Origin of the sequence: Pseudarthrobacter sp. SORGH_AS 212, from assembly GCF_030818145.1 — a bacterium.
Classification (GTDB): Bacteria; Actinomycetota; Actinomycetes; order Actinomycetales; family Micrococcaceae; genus Arthrobacter.
On record NZ_JAUTAA010000001.1, the window covers coordinates 1,325,790 to 1,346,047 of the forward strand.

At 68.1% G+C, this 20,258-nt stretch carries 15 protein-coding genes; 7 read left to right on the forward strand and 8 right to left on the reverse strand.

The features are described 5' to 3' along the window. The first annotated feature begins 182 nt into the window (after positions 1–182). Both QE394_RS06015 and QE394_RS06020 read left to right on the forward strand, forming a co-directional pair. Entirely contained in the window at positions 183–5,348 is a 5,166-nt protein-coding gene (locus QE394_RS06015; RefSeq protein ID WP_349034051.1) for a DEAD/DEAH box helicase, read from the forward strand. Beyond that, positions 5,341–6,171 (forward strand): DNA-formamidopyrimidine glycosylase family protein, encoded by an 831-nt coding sequence (locus QE394_RS06020; protein WP_268159326.1) that lies wholly within the window; start codon positions 5,341–5,343, stop codon positions 6,169–6,171. The genes QE394_RS06015 and QE394_RS06020 overlap by 8 nt, the downstream gene beginning before the upstream one ends. Here the strand turns inward: QE394_RS06020 and QE394_RS06025 are convergent. Next, positions 6,135–6,824, reverse strand: coding sequence for a hypothetical protein (locus tag QE394_RS06025; RefSeq protein ID WP_349034052.1), 690 nt, complete (start codon positions 6,822–6,824; stop codon positions 6,135–6,137). The genes QE394_RS06020 and QE394_RS06025 overlap by 37 nt on opposite strands. Positions 6,825–6,884: 60 nt before the next feature. Here QE394_RS06025 and QE394_RS06030 point away from each other — a divergent pair, with 60 nt between their 5' ends. Next, positions 6,885–8,366, forward strand: coding sequence for a PLP-dependent aminotransferase family protein (locus QE394_RS06030; RefSeq protein WP_349034053.1), 1,482 nt, complete (start codon positions 6,885–6,887; stop codon positions 8,364–8,366). A 129-nt stretch (positions 8,367–8,495) separates the two neighbouring features. On the opposite strand, the gene QE394_RS06035 is transcribed toward QE394_RS06030, so the two are convergent. Together QE394_RS06035 and QE394_RS06040 are read right to left on the reverse strand one after the other, a co-directional pair. Beyond that, positions 8,496–9,188, reverse strand: coding sequence for an SRPBCC domain-containing protein (locus tag QE394_RS06035; RefSeq protein WP_349034054.1), 693 nt, complete (start codon positions 9,186–9,188; stop codon positions 8,496–8,498). Continuing rightward, positions 9,181–9,813, reverse strand: coding sequence for a helix-turn-helix domain-containing protein (locus QE394_RS06040; RefSeq protein ID WP_349034055.1), 633 nt, complete (start codon positions 9,811–9,813; stop codon positions 9,181–9,183). Before QE394_RS06040 ends, QE394_RS06035 begins: the two co-directional genes overlap by 8 nt. Before the next feature lie 100 nt (positions 9,814–9,913). On the opposite strand from QE394_RS06040, the gene QE394_RS06045 reads away from it, so the two are divergent. Together QE394_RS06045 and QE394_RS06050 are read left to right on the forward strand one after the other, a co-directional pair. Further along, complete coding sequence (locus tag QE394_RS06045) at positions 9,914–10,933, forward strand: RluA family pseudouridine synthase (RefSeq protein WP_349035379.1); 1,020 nt, start codon at positions 9,914–9,916, stop codon at positions 10,931–10,933. 40 nt (positions 10,934–10,973) lie between these two features. Further along, positions 10,974–11,591, forward strand: coding sequence for a VTT domain-containing protein (locus tag QE394_RS06050; protein ID WP_056076734.1), 618 nt, complete (start codon positions 10,974–10,976; stop codon positions 11,589–11,591). Between the two features lie 37 nt (positions 11,592–11,628). On the opposite strand, the gene QE394_RS06055 is transcribed toward QE394_RS06050, so the two are convergent. From QE394_RS06055 to QE394_RS06065, 3 genes are all read right to left on the reverse strand, one after another. Beyond that, positions 11,629–11,934 (reverse strand): hypothetical protein, encoded by a 306-nt coding sequence (locus QE394_RS06055; protein ID WP_056077060.1) that lies wholly within the window; start codon positions 11,932–11,934, stop codon positions 11,629–11,631. A gap of 124 nt (positions 11,935–12,058) precedes the next feature. Beyond that, positions 12,059–14,872 carry a phosphoenolpyruvate carboxylase gene (gene ppc / locus QE394_RS06060; protein ID WP_056076736.1) on the reverse strand — a complete coding sequence of 938 codons (2,814 nt, stop codon included), beginning with the start codon at positions 14,870–14,872 and terminating at the stop codon, positions 12,059–12,061. Between the two features lie 113 nt (positions 14,873–14,985). After that, the gene (locus QE394_RS06065; protein WP_349034056.1) at positions 14,986–15,681 is read right to left on the reverse strand and encodes an NAD(P)-binding domain-containing protein; all 696 of its coding nucleotides are present in this window, start codon (positions 15,679–15,681) and stop codon (positions 14,986–14,988) included. Positions 15,682–15,830: 149 nt separating this feature from the next. On the opposite strand from QE394_RS06065, the gene QE394_RS06070 reads away from it, so the two are divergent. Next, entirely contained in the window at positions 15,831–16,721 is an 891-nt protein-coding gene (locus tag QE394_RS06070; protein ID WP_056076740.1) for a DUF1684 domain-containing protein, read from the forward strand. A 54-nt stretch (positions 16,722–16,775) separates the two neighbouring features. Here QE394_RS06070 and QE394_RS06075 read toward each other — a convergent pair whose 3' ends face one another. Both QE394_RS06075 and QE394_RS06080 read right to left on the reverse strand, forming a co-directional pair. After that, a complete protein-coding gene (locus tag QE394_RS06075; protein WP_056076742.1) occupies positions 16,776–18,008 on the reverse strand; it encodes an acyl-CoA dehydrogenase family protein in 1,233 nt (410 codons plus the stop codon). Next, positions 18,005–18,808, reverse strand: a complete 804-nt coding sequence (locus QE394_RS06080; protein WP_349034057.1) for an SDR family NAD(P)-dependent oxidoreductase — start codon at positions 18,806–18,808, stop codon at positions 18,005–18,007. The genes QE394_RS06075 and QE394_RS06080 overlap by 4 nt, the downstream gene beginning before the upstream one ends. Before the next feature lie 151 nt (positions 18,809–18,959). On the opposite strand from QE394_RS06080, the gene QE394_RS06085 reads away from it, so the two are divergent. After that, positions 18,960–20,177 (forward strand): glycoside hydrolase family 76 protein, encoded by a 1,218-nt coding sequence (locus tag QE394_RS06085; RefSeq protein WP_349034058.1) that lies wholly within the window; start codon positions 18,960–18,962, stop codon positions 20,175–20,177. Positions 20,178–20,258: the final 81 nt, after the last annotated feature.

Genomic DNA, 20,258 nt, shown 5'->3' on the forward strand with positions numbered 1-20,258 from the left:
GTTGTTTCCGGATAGGCGGGGGCCCATAACGGACCCATCACAGATCGGCCTGCGGGCCGCGGATGAGGCAGGGCGCCGCCGCCACCGCGGGACGGTTCGTGGTATCTGCGCGACGCCGGGCATTCAAGAGCCTCTCCCCGGACGCCGGCCGTTCTGTCGGTGGGGTGGGGCATGATGGAGGAATGAACCAGGAAGAGCCTTCCACGGACGGCCGGGGCGCCGTGGCCACAGCGCCAATGGGCCAATTTACCCGGCCCACCCGCGACTGGTTCATGGGCGCCTTCACCGAACCCACCCCCGCCCAGGACGGCGCCTGGAACGCCATCTCATCGGGCTCGCATGCCCTGGTGGTGGCACCCACCGGGTCCGGCAAAACCCTTGCCGCATTCCTGTGGGCACTGGACCGGCTCCTTTCGGCAGTGCCCGCGACAGAAACGGAAATCCCTGCGGAAGCTGCCGAACCCGCCGCTGTGGCCGGCGCCAAAGGAACCAAAACCCCGGCGAAAGCCCGCAAGCCCCGTGCGCCCAAGCGTAAAACCAAGGTGCTGTACATTTCGCCGCTGAAGGCACTGGGCGTGGACGTGGAACGGAACCTGCGTTCCCCGCTGATCGGCATCACGCAGACAGCCAAGCGGCTGGGACTGCCCGCCCCGCTGATCACCGTGGGCGTCCGGTCCGGAGACACCACCACGGCGGACCGGCGGGCACTGCTGAGCAACCCGCCGGACATCCTCATCACCACGCCCGAGTCTCTCTTCCTCATGCTCACATCCCGGGCCAGGGAGACACTCACCGAGGTGGACACCATCATCATCGATGAAGTCCACGCCGTTGCCGGCACTAAGCGCGGAGCCCACCTGGCTGTTTCACTGGAGCGCCTGGACGCGCTGCTGCCCAAACCCGCACAGCGGATCGGACTTTCCGCCACCGTGGAGCCCAAGGAACTCGTGGCCCAGTTCCTTGCCGGCACCGCTCCCGTCGAAATCGTGGCCCCGCCGTCCAAGAAGAACTGGGACCTTACGGTGTCGGTACCGGTGGAGGACATGTCCGATCTCCAAGGTGCAGCGGGAGCGTTCGACTCCGGCCCCGCCTCCGGGCTGCAGCCGCAGGCGTCCATCTGGCCCCATGTGGAGGAAAAAATCGTTGACCTGGTGCTGGCCAACCAGTCCACCATCGTCTTTGCCAACTCCCGCCGGCTGTCTGAACGGCTGACGGCGCGCCTCAACGAAATCTATGCCGAACGCCAGCTCATGGCCGCAGGCGCTGGCTGGGACGGCCCCCTGCCGGACGGCGCGGAGGCGTTCGGCGCGCCGGGCGGTGGCTCCGCGCCGGCGTCGGCCCTGCCTGCCTCCACTGCGACTCCCGCCCACATGATGGCACAGGCCGGGAGCTCCGCGGGGGCCGACCCGGTGCTGGCCCGCGCACACCATGGCTCGGTGTCCAAGGACCAGCGCGCGCTCATCGAGGACGACCTCAAATCCGGACGGCTGCGGTGCGTGGTTGCCACATCCTCGCTGGAACTCGGCATCGACATGGGCGCGGTGGACCTGGTGGTCCAGGTGGAGTCACCGCCATCGGTGGCCAGCGGTCTCCAGCGCGTGGGGCGCGCCGGGCACCAGGTGGGCGAAATCTCGCAGGGCGTCCTGTTCCCCAAGCACCGGGCGGACCTGGTGCACACGGCCATCACCGTGGAACGCATGCTGGACGGCAAAATCGAACGGCTCAGCATCCCCGCCAACCCCCTGGACATCCTGGCGCAGCAGACGGTGGCCGCCACCGCCCTGGGCAGCATCGACGTCGAGGAATGGTTTGCAACAGTCCGCCGGTCCGCCCCTTTCGCTTCGCTCCCCCGCTCCGCGTTCGAGGCCACCCTGGACCTGCTGGCCGGCCGCTACCCGTCCGACGAATTCGCCGAACTGCGGCCACGGATCATCTGGGACCGCAATGAAGGCACCATCGAAGGAAGGCCCGGTGCCCAGCGGCTCGCCGTGACCTCCGGCGGAACCATCCCGGACCGCGGCCTGTTCGGCGTCTACATCATCGGCACTGAGATGGAAGGCTCGGCCTCCCCCTCGGAGGACGGCAAGCCGGCTCCGGCCCCCAAAGGTGGCCGGCGCGTTGGCGAACTGGACGAGGAAATGGTGTACGAATCCCGCGTGGGCGATGTCTTCGCGCTCGGTGCCACCAGCTGGAAGATCGAGGACATCACGCATGACCGTGTGCTGGTTTCCCCGGCTTTTGGGCAGCCCGGCAAGCTGCCTTTCTGGAAGGGTGATTCACTGGGCCGGCCGGTGGACCTGGGCCGCGCCCTCGGCGCCTTCGTGCGTGAGCTGTCAGCCTCCGACGCCGGACCAGCCGCCGAACGCTGCCAAGCCAGCGGGCTGGACGCCTTCGCCGCCAACAACCTCATCCAGTACCTCTCCGAACAGAAACAGGCCACCGAGGTGGTCCCCAGTGACACCACACTGGTGGTGGAACGGTTCCACGACGAACTCGGCGACTGGCGCGTGATCCTGCACAGCCCCTTCGGCATGCCGGTCCATGCACCGTGGGCCCTGGCCGTGGGCCAGCGGCTCCACCAGCGGTACGGCCTGGACGGCTCTGCCATGGCCGCCGACGACGGCATTGTGCTGCGGGTGCCGATGATGGAGGATGAGCCCCCGGGCGCCGAGCTGTTCCTTTTCGACCCCGAGGAACTGGAGCAGATCGTCACGGCCGAGGTGGGCGGCAGTGCCCTGTTCGCTTCACGGTTCCGCGAGTGCGCTGCCCGTGCCCTGTTGCTGCCGCGGCAGACCCCCGGCAAGCGCCAACCCCTGTGGCAGCAGCGGCAGCGGTCAGCCCAGCTGCTGGATGTGGCACGGAAATACCCCACGTTCCCCATCGTTCTGGAGACAGTCCGCGAATGCCTCCAGGACGTCTACGACCTTCCGGCGCTGAAGGACATTGCAGCCGCCGTCGAACGCCGCGAACTGCGGGTGGTGCAGACCACTACACAGCAGCCATCACCGTTCGCCAAGTCCCTGCTCTTCGGCTACGTTGCCCAGTTCCTGTACGAGGGCGATTCCCCGCTGGCGGAACGGCGCGCCGCTGCGCTTGCTTTGGACTCCACCCTCCTGAACGAGCTTTTGGGCCGGGTGGAGCTGCGCGAGCTCCTGGATGCCAAGGTCATCGACGCCACCGAACGCGAACTCCAGCGGCTGGTGCCGGACCGCAGGGTGCGGGGACTTGAGGGTGTGGCCGACCTCCTGCGGCTCCTTGGCCCGCTGGACCCGGACGAAGCCGCCGCCCGGCTGGAGCCGGCAGCAGGGATTGAGCCCGCAACGGCCGGGGAGCCCGGCGAAACCCCGGCGGCTGGGGCCGCCGGGACCGCGGACGCCCAGGCCGACACAGACTCTGCCGACGACCCCGTCCTTGAGCCTGTTGAAACCGCGCCGCTCCACACCGCCTCAGCCACTGTTGAGGAGGCCACCGCCCACCTTGTGGCGCTGCAACGGGCCAACCGCGCCATCAAGGTCAACATCGGCGGGGCGGAACGCTTCGCTGCCGTGGAGGACGCGGCCCGCCTTCGTGATGCCATCGGCGTTCCTTTGCCCATGGGCGTGCCGCTGGCGTTCATCGAGCCCGTGGCGGACCCGCTGGGCGACCTCGTGTCCCGCTATGCCCGCACCCACGGGCCCTTCACTGCTGCTGAAGCCGCCGCCCGGCTGGGATTGGGCGTCGCCGTGGTGGGCACTGCCCTCAAACGCCTTGCCGACGACGGCCGCGTGGTTGAAGGCGAATTCCGGCCCCACGCAACGCCCGCCGCAGCCGGTCCGGAGTCCGCGCCAACCGGAGCGGAGGACGGCGGACTGCGGGACGGGGACGGACGGCAGGGAGAGATCCTGCGCGAAACCGTGCACGCGGCCGTCAGCGAATGGTGTGACGCCGAAGTGCTGCGGAAGCTCCGGCGGCGGTCCCTGGCCGCACTGCGCGCCGAAGTGGAACCCGTGGACGCCGCCGCTTACGGACGATTCCTCCCTGCCTGGCAAAACGTCCGGGTCCCGGGCGGCGGGCGGGGGCAGCCGGCGCTGCGGGGACTGGACGGCATCGTCACCGCAATCGACCAGCTGTCCGGCGTCCCCATCCCGGCGTCGGCCTGGGAACCCCTGATCCTGGCTGGCAGGGTGTCCAACTACCAGCCCGCCATGCTGGACGAGCTCATGGCGGCCGGCGAAGTCCTCTGGTCCGGAGCCGGTGCATTACCGGGAAATGACGGCTGGATCAGCCTGCACCTGGCCGACTCAGCGGAGCTGACGCTGAACCCTGCACCGGACTACGAACCGGGTGATGCCGGCCTGCGGCTCCTCGACCATCTCCGGAACAACGGCGGCGGATACTTCTTCCGCCAGCTCACGGAGGTTGCGGGAGGCATGGACTCGGTGCTCAGCGACCAGGAAGTGGTGTCCGCCCTCTGGGATCTCGCCTGGGCGGGACGGATCACCGGTGACACCTTCGCACCCGTCCGGTCGCTGATCGCGGGCGGCCATACGGCCCACCGGCAGGTGGCGAAGGCTCCCCGGTCCAGGGCTCCACGGCTGAACAGGCTGGGCCGCTCCCACGGTACCGGGCTGATGGGCTCGGCGGGCCTGGCCGGCGGGCGGTACGGTTCCCAGGGTGCAGCCGCTACTCCCCCAACCGCTGCCGGCCGCTGGTCCGCCCTTCCGCAGCCGGAACTGGATGCCACCATCCATGCCCGGGCTACGGCCGAGCTCCTGCTCGACAGGTATGGGGTGGTGACCCGGGGTTCGGTCATGGCAGAGCAGATCCTGGGCGGCTTCGGCCTGATGTACAAGGTCCTGGCCAGGCTCGAGGAAGCCGGACGTTGCCGCCGCGGGTACTTCATTGAACACCTCGGTGCGGCGCAGTTTGCTGTCCCCGCAACGGTGGACCGGCTGCGCTCCTACGCGGAGGATACGCAGATCGCCAAACCCGAGCCCGTGGCCCTTGCCCTGGCCGCCACGGATCCTGCGAATCCCTACGGCGCGGCACTGCCCTGGCCGGCCCTGCGGGACGATGCCGGCACCGGCCACAGGCCGGGCCGCAAAGCCGGTGCCCTGGTGGTGCTGGTGGACGGCGCCCTGGTTCTCTACGTGGAACGGGGCGGCAAGACACTGCTGGCGTTCTCCGACGACCCCGCCATCCTTGACGCCGCCGGCGCCGCACTGGTGGGAGTGGTCACCCGCGGAGCCGTGGACAAGCTGATCATGGAAAAAGTGAACGGCCAGGGGATCCTCGACACCCCCATTGCCGCTGCCCTCAGCGCTGCCGGCGCCTATTCCACCCCCAAAGGTCTGAGGATCCGTGCCTGAGGGAGATTCCGTGTGGCGGGCCGCCCGGCAGTTGCACGAGGCGCTGGCCGGCCAGACACTGACCGCATCGGACTTCCGGGTACCGCGGTTCGCCACGCTGAACCTCTCAGGATGGACGGTGACCGAGGTTGTACCGCGGGGCAAGCACCTGCTCATGCGGGTGAAGGGGCCAGGGGACAAGGCCCTCACCATTCACTCCCATCTGAAGATGGAAGGCACGTGGCAGGTCTACCCACCAGGCGGCAGGTGGCGGAAACCCGGCTTCACAGCGCGGTGCGTGCTGCGAACTGCTGCCGCGGACGCCGTCGGCTTCTCCCTGGGCATCCTGGAAGTGGTGGCGACAGCGAACGAGGACTCCATCGTCGGGTTCCTTGGGCCGGACCTCCTGGGCCCGGACTGGGACCTGGACGAGGCCGAACGCCGGCTCCGGGCACGGCCGGACGTTCCCATCGGCGTGGCCATCCTGGACCAGAGCAACCTTGCCGGCATCGGGAACATCTACCGCTGCGAGGCCTGCTTCCTTTCCGGAGTGCATCCGGCCACCCCCGTGTCGGCGGTGGCGGACCTGCGCACCTTGATGACGGACGCCAAGCAGCTCCTGGAAGCAAACCTGGGCCCCGGCCGCCGCGTCACCATCCTCAACGCCCGCGGCATGCCGGTGGGCAGGATGGCCGGGAGGCCCGGCTACTGGGTGTACCGCCGGGACCAGCACCCGTGCCTCAAGTGCGGTACACCGGTGCGGCGTGGACTGCTGGGGAAACTGAACGGTGAAGAGGAACGAGACATCTACTTTTGCCCGAAGTGCCAGCCCGTCCCGGAATAGCTGGGCTCACCCACGGCTTCCGGGCCGCCGTCGGGCTTCCCGTCCGAACGCGCCGCCCGGGCCACTTTCGGAGCGCCGGCCGGAACCATGAACCAGGGCAGCAGCAGCTGTACCAGCGGCCCGATCGCAAGCGCATAGAGCACCGTTCCTACGCCAACTGACCCGCCCAGCAGCCAGCCTGCCGCGAGGACTGCCACCTCGATGAGGGTGCGGGACATCCGCACGGACCACCCTGTGCGGCGCGCGAGTCCGGTCATCAGGCCGTCACGGGCCCCCGGGCCGAACCTGGCCCCGATGTAGCAGGCCGAGGCGATGCCGTTCAGGAGGATGGCGCCCGCCAGCATGCCCACCTGTCCGGCGAGGTTGGACAGGGAGGGAATCAGCGCGAGGCCGACGTCGGCGAAGACACCCACCAGGATGGCGTTGCAGAGGGTGCCGAAGCCGGGCCGCTGGCGCAGCGGAATCCACAGCAGGAGCACCAGGAAACTGACAATGATGACCACGACGCCGATACTCAAACCGGTCCGGTTTGCCACGCCCTGGTGGAACACGTCCCAGGGGTCCAGGCCCAGCCCGGCGCGGATGAAGAGGGCCAGGGAAATGCCGTACATGGCAAGGCCGGTGAAAAGCTGAACGATTCTGCGGAGCATCATTAGTCCACCCTCCCATCCAACTGGCATTGATTTACATAGCCAGTTTGAGATACTGGCTACATGGCTCCCTCCCTTGGCGCAGCAGCGCTCGGCCGCATGCTCGGCATCTGGCACCACGGTAGCGCCCCCGCCTACAGGGAACTGGCCGACGTACTCCGGCTCCTGATCCTGGACGGCCGCGTCCCGCTCGACACGGCACTCCCCAGTGAGCGCGCCCTGTGTACCGCGCTGGGCGTCAGCCGGACCACTGTCACGGCCGCCTACGCGGCACTGCGTGAACAGGGGTTCCTCAGCAGCGGACAGGGCAGCCGGGGCAGGACACGCATCCCGGAGCGGACCGCCTTCGGCCCGGCCCTCTACAGCCCGCAAACGTCCGCCACGCCGGCACTGACGGCTCCCGGCCTGGCCGCGCCCGAAGGCCTCATCGACCTGGCCTATTCGGCATTGCCGGCCAGCGGCGAGGTGGTGCACCGGGCCTTCTCCGCGGCGATGACGGAACTGCCGGCGCTGCTGCCGGGATTCGGGTACGACGCCGTGGGGCTCCTGCCGCTTCGCCAGGCCATTGCCGACAGGTATACGGCGGCCGGCGTTCCCACCGGCCCCGGGCAGATCATGGTGACGTCCGGGGCGCAGCACGCGCTGACCATCATCATCCGCACTCTGGCCGACCGCCAGGACAAGGTCCTGGTGGAACACCCCAGCTACCCCAACGCGCTGGACGCCATCCGTGCCGCCCGCTGCAGGCCCGTGCCGGTCGGGTTCGCGGAGTCCGGCTGGGACCTGCCGGCACTGGAAGCCGCCCTGGCGCAGCAGCGTCCCAAGATCGCCTACCTCGTTCCCGATTTCCACAACCCCACAGGCATGATGATGCCCGATGCCCAGCGCCGCCGGCTGGTAGCGGCCGCTGCCACAGCGGGGACCATACTGATCGCGGACGAAACACTGCGGGAGTTGAACCTCGACGGCGTCCAGTCCACTCCCCTGGCCGGCTTCAGCAGTGCTGTGGTTTCCGTGGGATCGCTCAGCAAGTCCCACTGGGGCGGCCTGCGCACGGGCTGGATCCGTGCCAGTGAACCGATGATCCAGCGGTTCACTGCGGCCCGGAGCGTCCTGGACCTGGGCGGACCGGTCATGGAACAGCTGGCCGCAGCGCACCTGGTGCGGGCCCTGGACGAGCCGTTGCCGGCCCTGCTGGAAACCCTTCGGGGCAACCGCGCCGCGCTGCTGGCATTGCTGCGGGAGCATCTGCCGGCCTGGCAAACAGCGTCACCTTCCGGCGGCCTGTCAGTATGGTGCAGGCTGCCGGCCCCCGTCAGTACGGCACTGACCGTGATCGCCCCGGAGCACGGGATCAGGCTGGCCGCCGGGCCCCGGTTTGGGATCGGCGGCGCGTTCGAGCGGTACCTTCGGCTCCCCTTCACCCTCCCGCCCGGCAAACTCGAGGCCGCCGTGCTGGCCCTGCGGGCCGCCCAGGACAGGCTCGACGCCGCACCCCAGCTGCGGCGCTCACTGACGCAGGCCCCCGCCGTCGCCATCGCCTGACGGCAGCCGAAGAGATCGCCGAAATCGCCGGAACGGTGCCAAATCGCCGTAGCGGCGGAACAGCGTCCCCGCATTGTTCCAGGGATCTCGGCACCTGATGCGGCAATGGCGGGCAACGGCCCAGCCAGGCTAGGCGTAGACGCGCTCCAGGAACCCGCTCCAGGCCTTGGCCGTGGTCTCCGAATCGCCGGCGCCGCTGAAATCGTGCACCGTCATGCCCACGGGGGCACCCCAGGCGTTGCGGCCGAAGAACCGGTAGAGGGCATCCGCCGTGCGAAGGCCGAGGAAGTGCTCGTTGGAGAAGTCCACCTCGCCAGCAAGCCGGCCCACGCCGTCGAGCTCGACGTCCACGGGGCTGCCCTGCACCGCCGACTCAACGCCCAGCGCCCGGCGGAGCCGTGCAAAGCCGTCCGCCACCTGGGAGCCGGCGGGCCCCTGGATGTCCGTGAACACCACAGGTTTGCCGTCGAAGTGCTGGAGGTACTGGCCCAGGGTGTGCAGGTAGAACTCGGTGTGGCGGCTGGCGCCGTCGTACTGCTCGTCCCAGTTGTCCGCGAAGATCCCGCTGTGGACGTAGTGCAGGCGCGCCCGGCCGCCGTCCAGCGGTTCCAGGACGTGCTCGAGCTGGTTGAACCAGCCGTCCGGCCCATCCATCCGGGACACCAGGTGCGCGGGGTACTCCTCCACCGTTTTCACGGCAGGCCACTGGTCCGTGGGGAACATCCAGGCGGGAGTCCCTGCGGTGACAGCCTCCCAGACCCGCTCCGGCGTACCGGGAAGCTCGGTGTCGTAGACGATTTCGAAGTTGCGGTTGTCAGTCATGGCCTTGCTCCTTGGGTGCGGGTTCGCGTGAACTTTCGGGGGACGGCTTGAGGACGGGATGCAGTGCCACCACCAGGCGGTGGCGCCGTCCGCGGGAAGAGGTACCGGCGTCATGGTACTTATCCACCAGCTGCGTGATGGCGACGCCCAGCTCCTCGGCGAAGGCGGCACGCTCCGCCGCTGTGCGGAAGGTGATCTCGCCGTCGATGGCAAAGGTGGCAAGCTTTTGCCGGGCCGTCGCGGCTCCGGCGATCAGCTTCCCCACCTCCTGGACCATCCGGCCCGCGAGCGCCAGGAGCCAGAACGCCGAGAACCTGTCGGCAAAGCGCCGCGGATCAGGCGACACGGAAGCCAGGGCCGCGGGTGAGATCAGGTAGGAGGCCGCCGTGGCCTGGAGGACACGCTCGGTGACGTTGCCCTTGCGCCGTTCCTCCACCAGTTCCACCAAACCGTGCCGCTCCAGCGATTTGAGGTGGTAGTTCACCTTCTGCCGCGGCAGCCCCATCCGGACCGCCAGCTGGGTGGCGGAGGCGGGCTCCGCCAGTTCGCGGAGGATGGTGGAGCGGATGGGGTCCAGCGAGGCTTCGGCCGCCGCGGGGTCCTCGATCACTGCAATGTCCAACATGGATTAAATGTGCCAACCGACGACTTTTTTTGTCAAGAACTTTTTTGTCGTCGGTAGCACACGCGGTCCGCCGAAAGTGCCCCAGTAGAATGGACCGGTGATGCAATCCCCCCTGCCCGTGCGCGACGGCGTCAACGCCACCCGTTTGCGGCTCCCCGAAGAGGGCCCGTGGGACACCGCCATGGACTACATGATGCACCGCTGGGGCCACATCGATCCGCAGGGCATCGAGGACAGGTTCGACGCCGGCGAGATCGTGGGCGAGGGCGGCGTACCCCTGAGCCGGAACACCAGGCTCGAAGACCACACCTTCATCTGGTACTACCGCACGCTTCCCCCGGAAACCCGGATTCCCGTGGACCTGAGCATCCTGCACCAGGACGAACACCTGCTGGTGGTCGACAAGCCACACTTCCTGCCCACCACCCCCGGCGGTACCTACATCCAGGAATCAGCCCTGGTGCGGCTGCGGAACCAGCTGGACCTGCCGGACCTGATCCCCATGCACCGGCTGGACCGCATGACCGCCGGCGTCCTGCTGTTCTCCACCAACCCGCAGACGCGCGGCAAGTACCAGGTGCTGTTCGAGAAGCGCCAGGTGCAGAAGGAGTACGAGTGCGTTTCGGCCGCTCACCCCGCGCCGGGCCACCCCGCCGTCGACTTTCCCGTGGTGGTCCGCAACCGGATGACCAAGTCCCGCAGCTACCTGCTGGCGGAGGTGGTAGAGGGCGAGCCGAACGCGGAGACGCGGATTGAACAGCTGGAAATGCTCGACGGCGGCGCCTCCGCGGGTGCCGACGGCAGCATGGCGGCGGTGCCGGGCAGCGCCACCCGCCTCGCCAGGTACCGCCTGGAACCGCACACGGGCAAGACCCACCAGCTGCGCGTCCACATGGCCTCACTGGGACTCGGAATCGTCAATGACGCCTTCTATCCCGAGCTCCTGGACAAGGCCCCGGATGACTACGGCAAGCCCCTGCAGCTGCTGGCCCGCGGCATCCGGTTCGTGGATCCGATCTCGGGCAGTCCGGTGGAATACCGGAGCAGCCTTCAGCTCAGCGAAACCGTCCGCCCGCGTTCGCGGACGGCGCCGGAAAACTTCAGGAATCCTGCGGCCTGACCCCGGCAGCCCGGCCGCGAAAGTGCGGTACCTTGTGGCAATGGACTTCGGGAGCGCTGACAGCTGGGGGGAGGCGATCTATTTCTGGATCATCCCCGTGGTCCTTGGCGATGCCATCTTTCCGCCCATCCCGTCCGAAATGGTGGTCATCACCGGCGGCGCTCTGTCTGCTGACGGCAGGGCCAACATCTTCCTAGTGCTCGCCCTCGCCGCCGTTGCATCGTGGACAGGCGACATCGTGGTGTTCCAGCTGTTCCGCCGCCGCCTGAGCCATGTCCTTGACCGCTGGAAATGGGGCCGGCGGGTGCATCAGGGCATCCACGTCGCCCTTGCGAAGGCCGGCAGGTCCTCCACCTACGGGGCCATCATCGGCGCCAGGTTCATTCCGGGCGGGCGGCTTGCGACCTCCGCCGCCGCCGGCATTGCCAATGTTTCGGTCCGGGGCTTCAGCCTGTGCGCGGGCCTCGGGGCGGTGCTGTGGGCCTGCTGGTTAGTGGGGCTCGGCTACTTCACGGGCTCGGCAACGAAGCTGCCGTTCTGGGCGAGTTCCCTCATTGGCGTGGTGCTCGGCCTGGTGGTGGGCGCCGTCGTCGGTATCATCGTGACCCGCCGCCGCGGCAACCGCTCCCCCGTGGAGGAGCCCGGCCCGCTGGGCTGAACCGGGGCTGGCATTCTGCCGGTCCAGCCGCACAGCTTCAGACGGGCAGCCACTTGCCCCGGCTGCGCCGCAGCACGCTCAGGGAACCTGTCAGCGCAACGCGTTCGACGGCATCCCGCATCATGGCTGCCGATTCCACCGCCTGCCGGTTCTCGCCGCTGTATTCGGTCGCCTCCACCAGGAAGCGCAGGTTGAGCAGCGGCACCCCGCCGGCAATCTGCAGCTGGTGCGACTCGACGTGGTGGCGGGTTCCCAGTGCCTCGACGGCGGCGTCCATCACGGATTCGGGGGCGTTGCCCGGCCGGAGCCCGGTGATCTTTAAGCGGGTCTGGAACGAAGGCATGCCTTCAACCTTATCGAAACGCGCGCTCATATCCCGGCCTTAAAACCCAAACCCCCGCTCACTTTTCTTAAGAGAGTGAGCGGGGGTTCCGGAGATAGGCACCACAAGTGAGCGCGCGTGTGGGTTAGCCGGTGTTGCGGAGCCCGGCTGCCACACCGTTCACGGTGATGAGCATGGCCCGCTGGAGGCGTTCGTCGATCTCGCCGTTGCTCATGCCCTCGCCGGCTTCCGCACGGACACGGCGGAGCAGTTCCACCTGGAGGTAGCTGATGGGATCCAGGTACTGGTCGCGGACCTCGAGGGAGCGCTTGAGCGTGGGCTGGGCGTCCAGGAGCACGTGCTCGCCGGTAAGGTTCTGCACCTCGGCCACCGTGAGTTCGTATTCTTCACGGATGGCACGGAAAATGTGGTGCAGCTCTTTGGGGACGAGGGTGTCCACGTAGTAGCCGGCGATATCCAGGTCCGTCTTGGCGAGCGTCATCTCCACGTTGGAGAGCACGGAGCGGAAGAAGTGCCACTGCCCGATCATCTCCACCAGCTGCTCCGAGTTACCGGCTTCGCGGGCGGCTTTGAGGCCTGACCCCACGCCGAACCAGCCCGGGACGATCTGCCGGGACTGGGTCCAGCCGAACACCCACGGGATGGCGCGCAGCCCGCCAAGGCCCGCACCGGAATCGGGGCGCTTGGACGGTCGGGAGCCGATGTTCAGCGAGCCGAGCTGCTCCACCGGGGTGGACGCCATGAAGTACGCCGGCAGGTCCGGGTGGTCGATCAGGCTGCGGTACCGCTCGAAGGCGGCGTCGGAAATGGTTTCCATGACGTGCGCGTAGCGTTCGCGCTGGTCGTCGGAGGTCCGGGGGTCGCGGTGCAGCGCCGAGCCCTGGAGCACGGCGGCCAGCGAAAGCTCCAGGTTTTCGCGGGCAAGCTCAGGCAGCGAGTACTTGTCGGAGATGACCTCGCCCTGCTCGGTGAACTTGATTTCGCCTTCCAGGACGCCGTTGGGCTGGGCCAGAATGGCATCGTAGGTGGGCCCGCCGCCGCGCCCTACGGATCCGCCGCGGCCGTGGAACAGGCGGACGCGGACGCCGTGCTTTGCGGCGATGTCACGCAGCTTGCGCTGGGTCTTGTGGATTTCCCACTGGCTGGTCATCACGCCGGATTCCTTGTTGGAGTCCGAGTAGCCCAGCATGACTTCCTGGACGTCCCCGCGCAGCCGCACCAGTTCGCGGTAGGAGGGGTCGGAGAGGAGCTGGTCGATGATCTCGGCGGAGGCGCGGAGTTCCTCCACGGTTTCCAGCAGCGGAGCGAAGCCCAGCTTGGCGTAGGGCTTCTCGCCGAAGAGGTTGACCAGGCCGGCCTCGCGGGCAATGACGGCGGCGGCCAGGACGTCATCCGCGCCGCGGGTCATGGAGATGATGTAGGTCTCGATGACGTCCGGGCCGTACATGCGCAGGGCCCGGCGGATCTCCCGGAAGACGTCGTACGTGCCGTCAGCGGCGCCGTCGAGCTTGATCGGGTGGCCGGACAGCGGGCGGCGGGACGCGAGCTCGGAACCCAGCACCTCGAAGCGTTCCTTGCGGCTCAGTTCGGCGTAGTGCAGCCCGGGGCCGCCGATGCGGTCCATGAGCTGCCCGACGGCATCGTGGTGGTGGTCAGCGTGCTCACGGATGTCGAGGGTGGCCAGGTGCAGGCCGAAGGACGCGATGGCGCGGCGGACCCGGGCCAGGGCGCCGTCTGCAGCCAGCGACGCCGAGTGGTTGCGGAGCGACAGCTCCAGCAGGTCGAGGTCTGCCAGGAGCTCGTCCGTGCTGCTGTAGTCGCGGCCGTGCTCGTGGTTCGAGTTCGCTACGACGCGCTTGCCGGTGTTGATCAGCTTGGCCTTAATGCAGGTCAGCTTCAGCCGGTAGGGCTCCTGGGCATTCAATTCCAGGACACGCTTGTCCAGGCCGGGCAGCTTCTTCAGGTCGGCGTCAATGGAGTCCAGCAGCACCTGGTCCGCGCCGGCGAGCGCCGTGGAATTGGAGAGGATGGAGATCAGCTCATCGATCATGCCGATGCTGATGCGGATGGCGTTCTGGTTCTGGATCTGGAGGATCTCGCGGGTTACAGCTGCCGTCACGTTGGGGTTTCCGTCACGGTCACCGCCGATCCAGGAGCCGAACTTCACCGGCGCGTCCTGCGCGGCCAGGGTGACGCCGTGCTCGCTGAGGAGTTCGGACAGCTCGGACAGCATTTCAGGCATGGCATCAGTGAGGATGCCGCCCAGGTAATAGATGGCGTTCCGGGCCTCGTCCACCGGTGTGGGCCGGACCTGCCGGAGTTCGTCGGTCTGCCACATCTGGTCGATGATTTCGGCCAGCTGGCGGTCCTGGCGGCGGCGCGCAGTGGTGCCCTCGGTGGTGGGCTGGGCCAGGACGTCGGAGAGCTTGCGGATCTTGTCCAGCACCGAGCGGCGGGAGGCCTCGGTGGGGTGCGCCGTGAAGATGGGGCGGACGTCGAGTCCGTTGACCACTTCCTGCAGCACCTCGGGTCCGGCCTGGCCGGCGATCTCGGCTACCGTCTTGGCGAGCCAGCCATCCTTCTCTGCGCGGGTGCGCAGGCCGCGGACACGGTGGACCTGTTCGGCGGCGTTGGCCAGGTGGAAATAGAACGCGAAGGCGCGCACCAGGTCCGTTGCCTGCTCAATCGGCAGGGAGCCCAGCAGTTCGCGGACCTGGGCGACGACGTCGTGCGCGCTCCACGGGCCTGTGGCGTCTGCGCCGCCACGGGCAGCCTCCTTGGATTCCTTGGTGAGGAGGCGGACCTGCTCTACGAGGTCAAGGAGTTCGGGCCCGTGCTGGCGGACCAGGGATTCTCCCAGCAGGGTGGAGACCCGGCGGACATCTGCCCTCAGTTCGGAGGCAAGATCGGATTCGGGGTGTGCTGCAGTGTGAGCCATGGAAGCAATCTTTCGAGGGTTTCGGACTTGGCTCGTACACTGCGCTGGATACTGTGAGCCACGTTACTAGCAGAAGATGCTACCCCTTTGGCACGGCGAAGGCAGAATGTGTCTCAGACTGTGTCACCCTCCCGCACCACCTTGAAGTTGAAATCCGGGGTGCCCAGGGCCCCGAAGAGGCGCAGCCACAGCGGAAGCACCATCTCCGCCCCGCGGGCGGACGTGATATCGCCAAGGTCGATGATGTCCCGGTGGCCCAGCGCCTGCAGCAGCCCTGTGACTTGGACTTTGGCCTGGCTGTCATCGCCTGCGACGAACACGGAATGGTCGCCGTCCGCCAGCCGTCCCGGGTCAACCATCAGTCCTGCGTTCATGGTGTTGAGGGTCTTGACCACCCTCGCGTCCGGGAAGGCCCGCTGGATCCGTTCCCCCAGGCTTTCGGTGTTGACCGGGTTCAGGACCGGCGGCATTCCCTGCGAAAAGTCGAGCGGGTTGGAAACGTCCAGCAGGACCTTCCCGGCCAGGTTGGCACCCCCGGCGGCAGCAAGGGCCGCGAGCGACGCAGCACCATTGGTGGCATTGACCACCATTTCGCCTTCTTCCGCTGCTGCGCCGAACGTCTCCAGCCGGATGCTTTGATGCGCCGCCTGCCACTCGTTGAATGGCTGCCCGCCCATGGGGCCAGGCTCAGTACGGCGGGCAGTCTCCGCAGGATCCCTGGTTCCCATCACCACTTCATGCCCCAGGGAGCTGAAGGCTGCGGCGAGCGTCCGGCCCACAGTGCCGGTTCCAAAGACTGCGATCTTCATGATTTCTCCTGCTCGCCGGATCCGTGCCTCTTGATTCACGAGCGTACCTTCGCTGGCTGGCGCCGCAAGGGCAGGCAGCCGCTGCGGATGCCCCGGAATGAACCGGGGCAGGTGCCGGTTGTAGCGGGCAGACGAGATTGGAAGGAATCATGAGCACCACCACACCCGCAGGGACCACCGCGCCAGCCGCCAAACTCGAGCGCTGGCAGCGTTTCCGCGCCAACCGGGACAAGGCCCTGGCGGCCGGCCACGGCTGGCTCACGCTCACCTCCTTTCAATGGCTGGAGGACTCCCCTGCCGCCGTCGAACTCGTTCCCGGTATGTGGTCCACGCAGGGTAACGGGTCCGCGGAAGGCGCCGGCACAAGGGAACGCACGACGGCGGTACTCACCGCAGTGCCTTCCGACGGGCTAACGCTGGTGGAGACGGGCGAAACGGTGGACGGCACCATCACCGCGGTCCTCGCCGATGAGGAATCCCTGACGTGGGTGCAGTTCGGCGGCCCCGCCGGTGACCGGACGGTGGTGGAACTGGCCATGCGCGGAGGGCGGTATGCTATCCGCACCCGGGACGCTGAGTCGCCGGTGTTCACCGAATTCGACGGCGTGCCCACTTACCCCTACAACCCGGAGTGGGAAGTGACGGCCCGCTTCGAGCCGTACCCTGCCCCGGTTGATGTCCCAATCAGCACCGCCAACCCCCTGGTGGACGGCGTGCACCGGACCGTGGGCGAGGTGGTGTTCCGGCTTCCCGGCAGTCCCCACGAGTTCCGGCTGCAGGCCGAGGAGGAGAAGCTCGGGGCATTGACGGTCACGTTCCATGACGAGACGAACGGCTATACGACAGATGAGTGGCGGAAGGTCTCGGCGCCCCGGCCCCGGCCGAATCCGGACGGCAGCTTCACGGTGGTCCTCGATTTCAACCGGGCCATCAACTATCCCAGCGCCTTCACGCCCTACGGCACCTGCCCCATGCCGGTCCGGAACAACAGCCTGGACATCCGGGTGGAGGCGGGCGAGAAGGAGCCGTACCCGGCGTAGGGTTTCGCCAGGGTCAACCACAGGGCCCACCCTCGCCCCCACCCGGGGCCGGGCTCAGGCGATCGCTGAGATCCCGGTGATGGCCCGCCCCACAATGAGGGTGTTGATCTCGTAGGACCCTTCATAGGTGTAGATGGCCTCGGCGTCGGCGAAGATCTTGGCCATCCGGTATTCGGTAACAATGCCGTTCCCGCCCAGGATGGAGCGGCCCAGCGCCACGGTTTCCCGCATCCGGGCGCTGGCGTAGGACTTGGCCAGCGCCACCTGGGCCATGTCCGCCGAGCCTTCCTCCTGCAGCCTGGCCAGCTGGACCAGCATCCCCATGCTGGCCACGGCGTTGCCCAGCATGGTCACCAGCTGCTGCTGGATCAGCTGGAAGTGGGCCAGCGGCCGGCCGAACTGCCGGCGCTCCACGGCGTACTGCCGTGCGACGTCGAACGCCGCCAGCTGCTGCCCCACGGCCTGCCAGGCCACCATGATCCGTGAACTGCGCAGGAGCTCCTTGGTGTCGTCGAAGCTGCTGACCGGCGTGAACCGGTCGGCCTCGGCCACCCTGACGTCCTTGAAAACGATGTCCGCGTTCTGCACCGTGCGCAGCGCGATCTTGTTCTCGATCCGGCTGCGGGTGATGCCCGGCAGTGTGGCGTCCACGATGAAACCCCGCACCGACCCGGCAGGGTTGTCCGACCCGGCCGTTTCGTCGCGCGCCCACACGAGCATGTAGTCACAGAACGTCCCGTTGCCGATCCACCGCTTGGCTCCATTAAGCACCCAGGCGTCACCGCCGTCGTCGTCCTCCCCTGTGGCGGAGGAGATCCGACGTGCCGTGGTTTCCATGCCGCCGGCTACGTCCGAGCCATGCAGCGGCTCTGTGAGGGCGAACGCGCCGGTGATGCGGAGGTCCGAGGCGTCGGCGAGGAGCCGTTCCTTCTGGGCCGCCGATCCGAAGGCGTGCAGGGACTGGACGAACAGGTCATGGTGGACCAGGAAGAACGTGGCGATCGAGGTGTCCACCCGGGTCATTTCGGCAATCACCAGCCCCGCGAACAGGTGGCTGTAGCCGCGCTGGGAGGGGGTGCTCAGCTCCAGGGCGGCGAGCTTGGGCAGGATATGGGCGGGAAACTCGGCACTGTTCCACCAGTCCCCGGCGTGCGGGGCGATCTCGGCGGCGAGGAAGTCCCGGAGTTCGGCGAGCTTGTTCCGTTCCGCCTGGCTGAGCAGGGATTCGACGGCGAAGAAGTCTGCGTCCGGAAGCCCTGCGGCGGCCGAACGCCCGGCGGCGCTCATTTGGGCCCCATCCGGATGGCGCCGTCAAGGCGGATGGTCTCGCCGTTCAGCATGGCGTTGTCCACGATGTGCAGCACCAGGTTGGCGTACTCGCCGGGCCTGCCCAGCCTGGACGGGTGCGGTACCTGCGCCCCCAGCGAGTCCTGGGCTTCCTGCGGCAGGCCCGCCATCATGGGCGTTTCAAAGATGCCGGGCGCGATGGTGACCACCCGGACCAGCGAGCGCGCCAGTTCACGGGCGACGGGCAGCGTCATGGCCGCTACCGCACCCTTGGACGCGGCATAGGCGGGTTGCCCGATCTGCCCTTCGAAGGCGGCCACGGAGGCGGTGTTGATGATGACGCCCCGCTCGGGACCGCCCAGCTCCGTGCTGGCCGGCTCCGTGGCCACCATTGCCTCGGCGGCCAGGCGCAGCACATTGAAGGTCCCGATCAGGTTCACCTGGACCACCCGGTTGAACGCTTCGAGCGGCAGCACGCCGTCGCGGCCCAAAACCTTGCCGGGGGTGGCGATGCCCGCACAGTTCACCACGATCCGCAGCGGCCCCAGCCCGGCGGCGGTCGCGACGGCGGCGCGCACCTCAGCCTCGCTGGTCACGTCCACGGGGGCGAAGACTGCGGACTGGCCGGATGCGTGCGTTTCCGCTGACGCGTTCAGTTCCTGCGCCAGCTCCGCGCCGGCCGAGGACGGGAGGTCCACCAGCACCACCGACGCTCCGGCCTGGAACAGCGCCCGGGCCGTGGCAGCCCCCAGGCCCGACGCACCTCCGGTGATCAGTGCTGCACTGCCTCTGACATCCATGCATCCTCCTTGATGTGGCCCCCGAAAGCGCAGGCGGACCGCGACGTATCAGTTAGTCAATGTTAACTGAAATGCCGCCGCACTGCACGCTCCGGACTTCCCGGGTCCGGACAATCAGCGCAGGGACCGGCAGCATGGCTAGGCTGGGCCCATGACGTCCAGTGATGCCTCCACGCCCGACTGGCAGCAGCGCGCCAACCATGCAGCACAGTCCGTCACCGCACTGTTCGGCCGCAGGCTGCTCTTCCTGCCGAATACGCACCTGGCGGCAGTGACCTGGCAGGGCGGCCGGCAGGCGCACGGCTGGCGCGGGAAGCTGCGCACCCTCGCCGAAGGTACGGCGCTGCTCAACCCCTGGCACTACTGGTGGCAGGCACACTACGTCGACTGCCTGGTGGACACCGGCCGGCGGGAACTGGGAAGCGGCGCCACCCCGGCGGCCCGGTTCAACGGGCCCGCCAGTCCAAGCGCCGGTCACCTGGCATCCCGGCTGGTGACGGGCATCCGGCTGCGGAACGCCTTCACCGTGGTCAACAACTACTATGACGACATGGCGTGGCTGGCCCTTGCCACCCACCGTCTCGACCGTCTCGCCGAAGAGACCCGGCGGCCGGGACGCGGCCGCAACGCGCGCGTCCGCCGCTCCCTGACCCTGCAGTTTGATGCCGCCGGAACCGACGACCTGGGCGGCGGCGTGTTCTGGAGCAAGAAGCGGGACTTCAAGAACACGCCTGCCAACGGCCCTGTGGCGCTGTACTACGCCCGCACCGGCGAGCCCGCCAAGGCGCAGGCGCTGATCGACTGGCTGGACGCCACACTGTTCGACGCGGATCAGCACCTGTACCTCGATGGCGCGCGCGCCGGCACGGCAGGGGAAGTGCTGGTGGAGCGCACCGTATACACCTACAACCAGGGGCCGGTCCTGGGCGCGCTGCTCGAACTGGGCGGAGACGCAAACCTCGCCAGGGCGGCCTCGGTGGTGGACGGGGTGGAGCGGATGCTGACCGTCACCGCCCCCACGGCAGGACAGGGCAGCGTGCTCCGCTGCGAAGGAACAGGCGACGGCGGCCTTTTCACCGGCATCCTGTGCCGGTACCTGGCGCTGGCCGCAAGGGACACCCGGCTCCCCGCAGGGACCCGCCGCACCGCAGCCCGGCTTGTCACCGACACGGCACAGGCATTCTGGAACGGCCGCCGCGCCGTGGAGAGTGGCGAACCATCCCGGGCGGTGCCGGATGCAAGCGTCTTTTCCCTGCACGCCAACACGCCCGCCGCCCACACCTACCCGGCGGGCGCCGCCGTCGAACTTTCCACCCAGCTGCAGGCCTGGATGGCTATCGAGGCCGCTGCGCTGCTCACCGCGCCCTAGAATTATGTCACGCCACACTTCCGTAATTATTGTGATGCTGGTCACCTTAAGCGCTTTCCCTGTAGCTGCTTAGGATTGCCT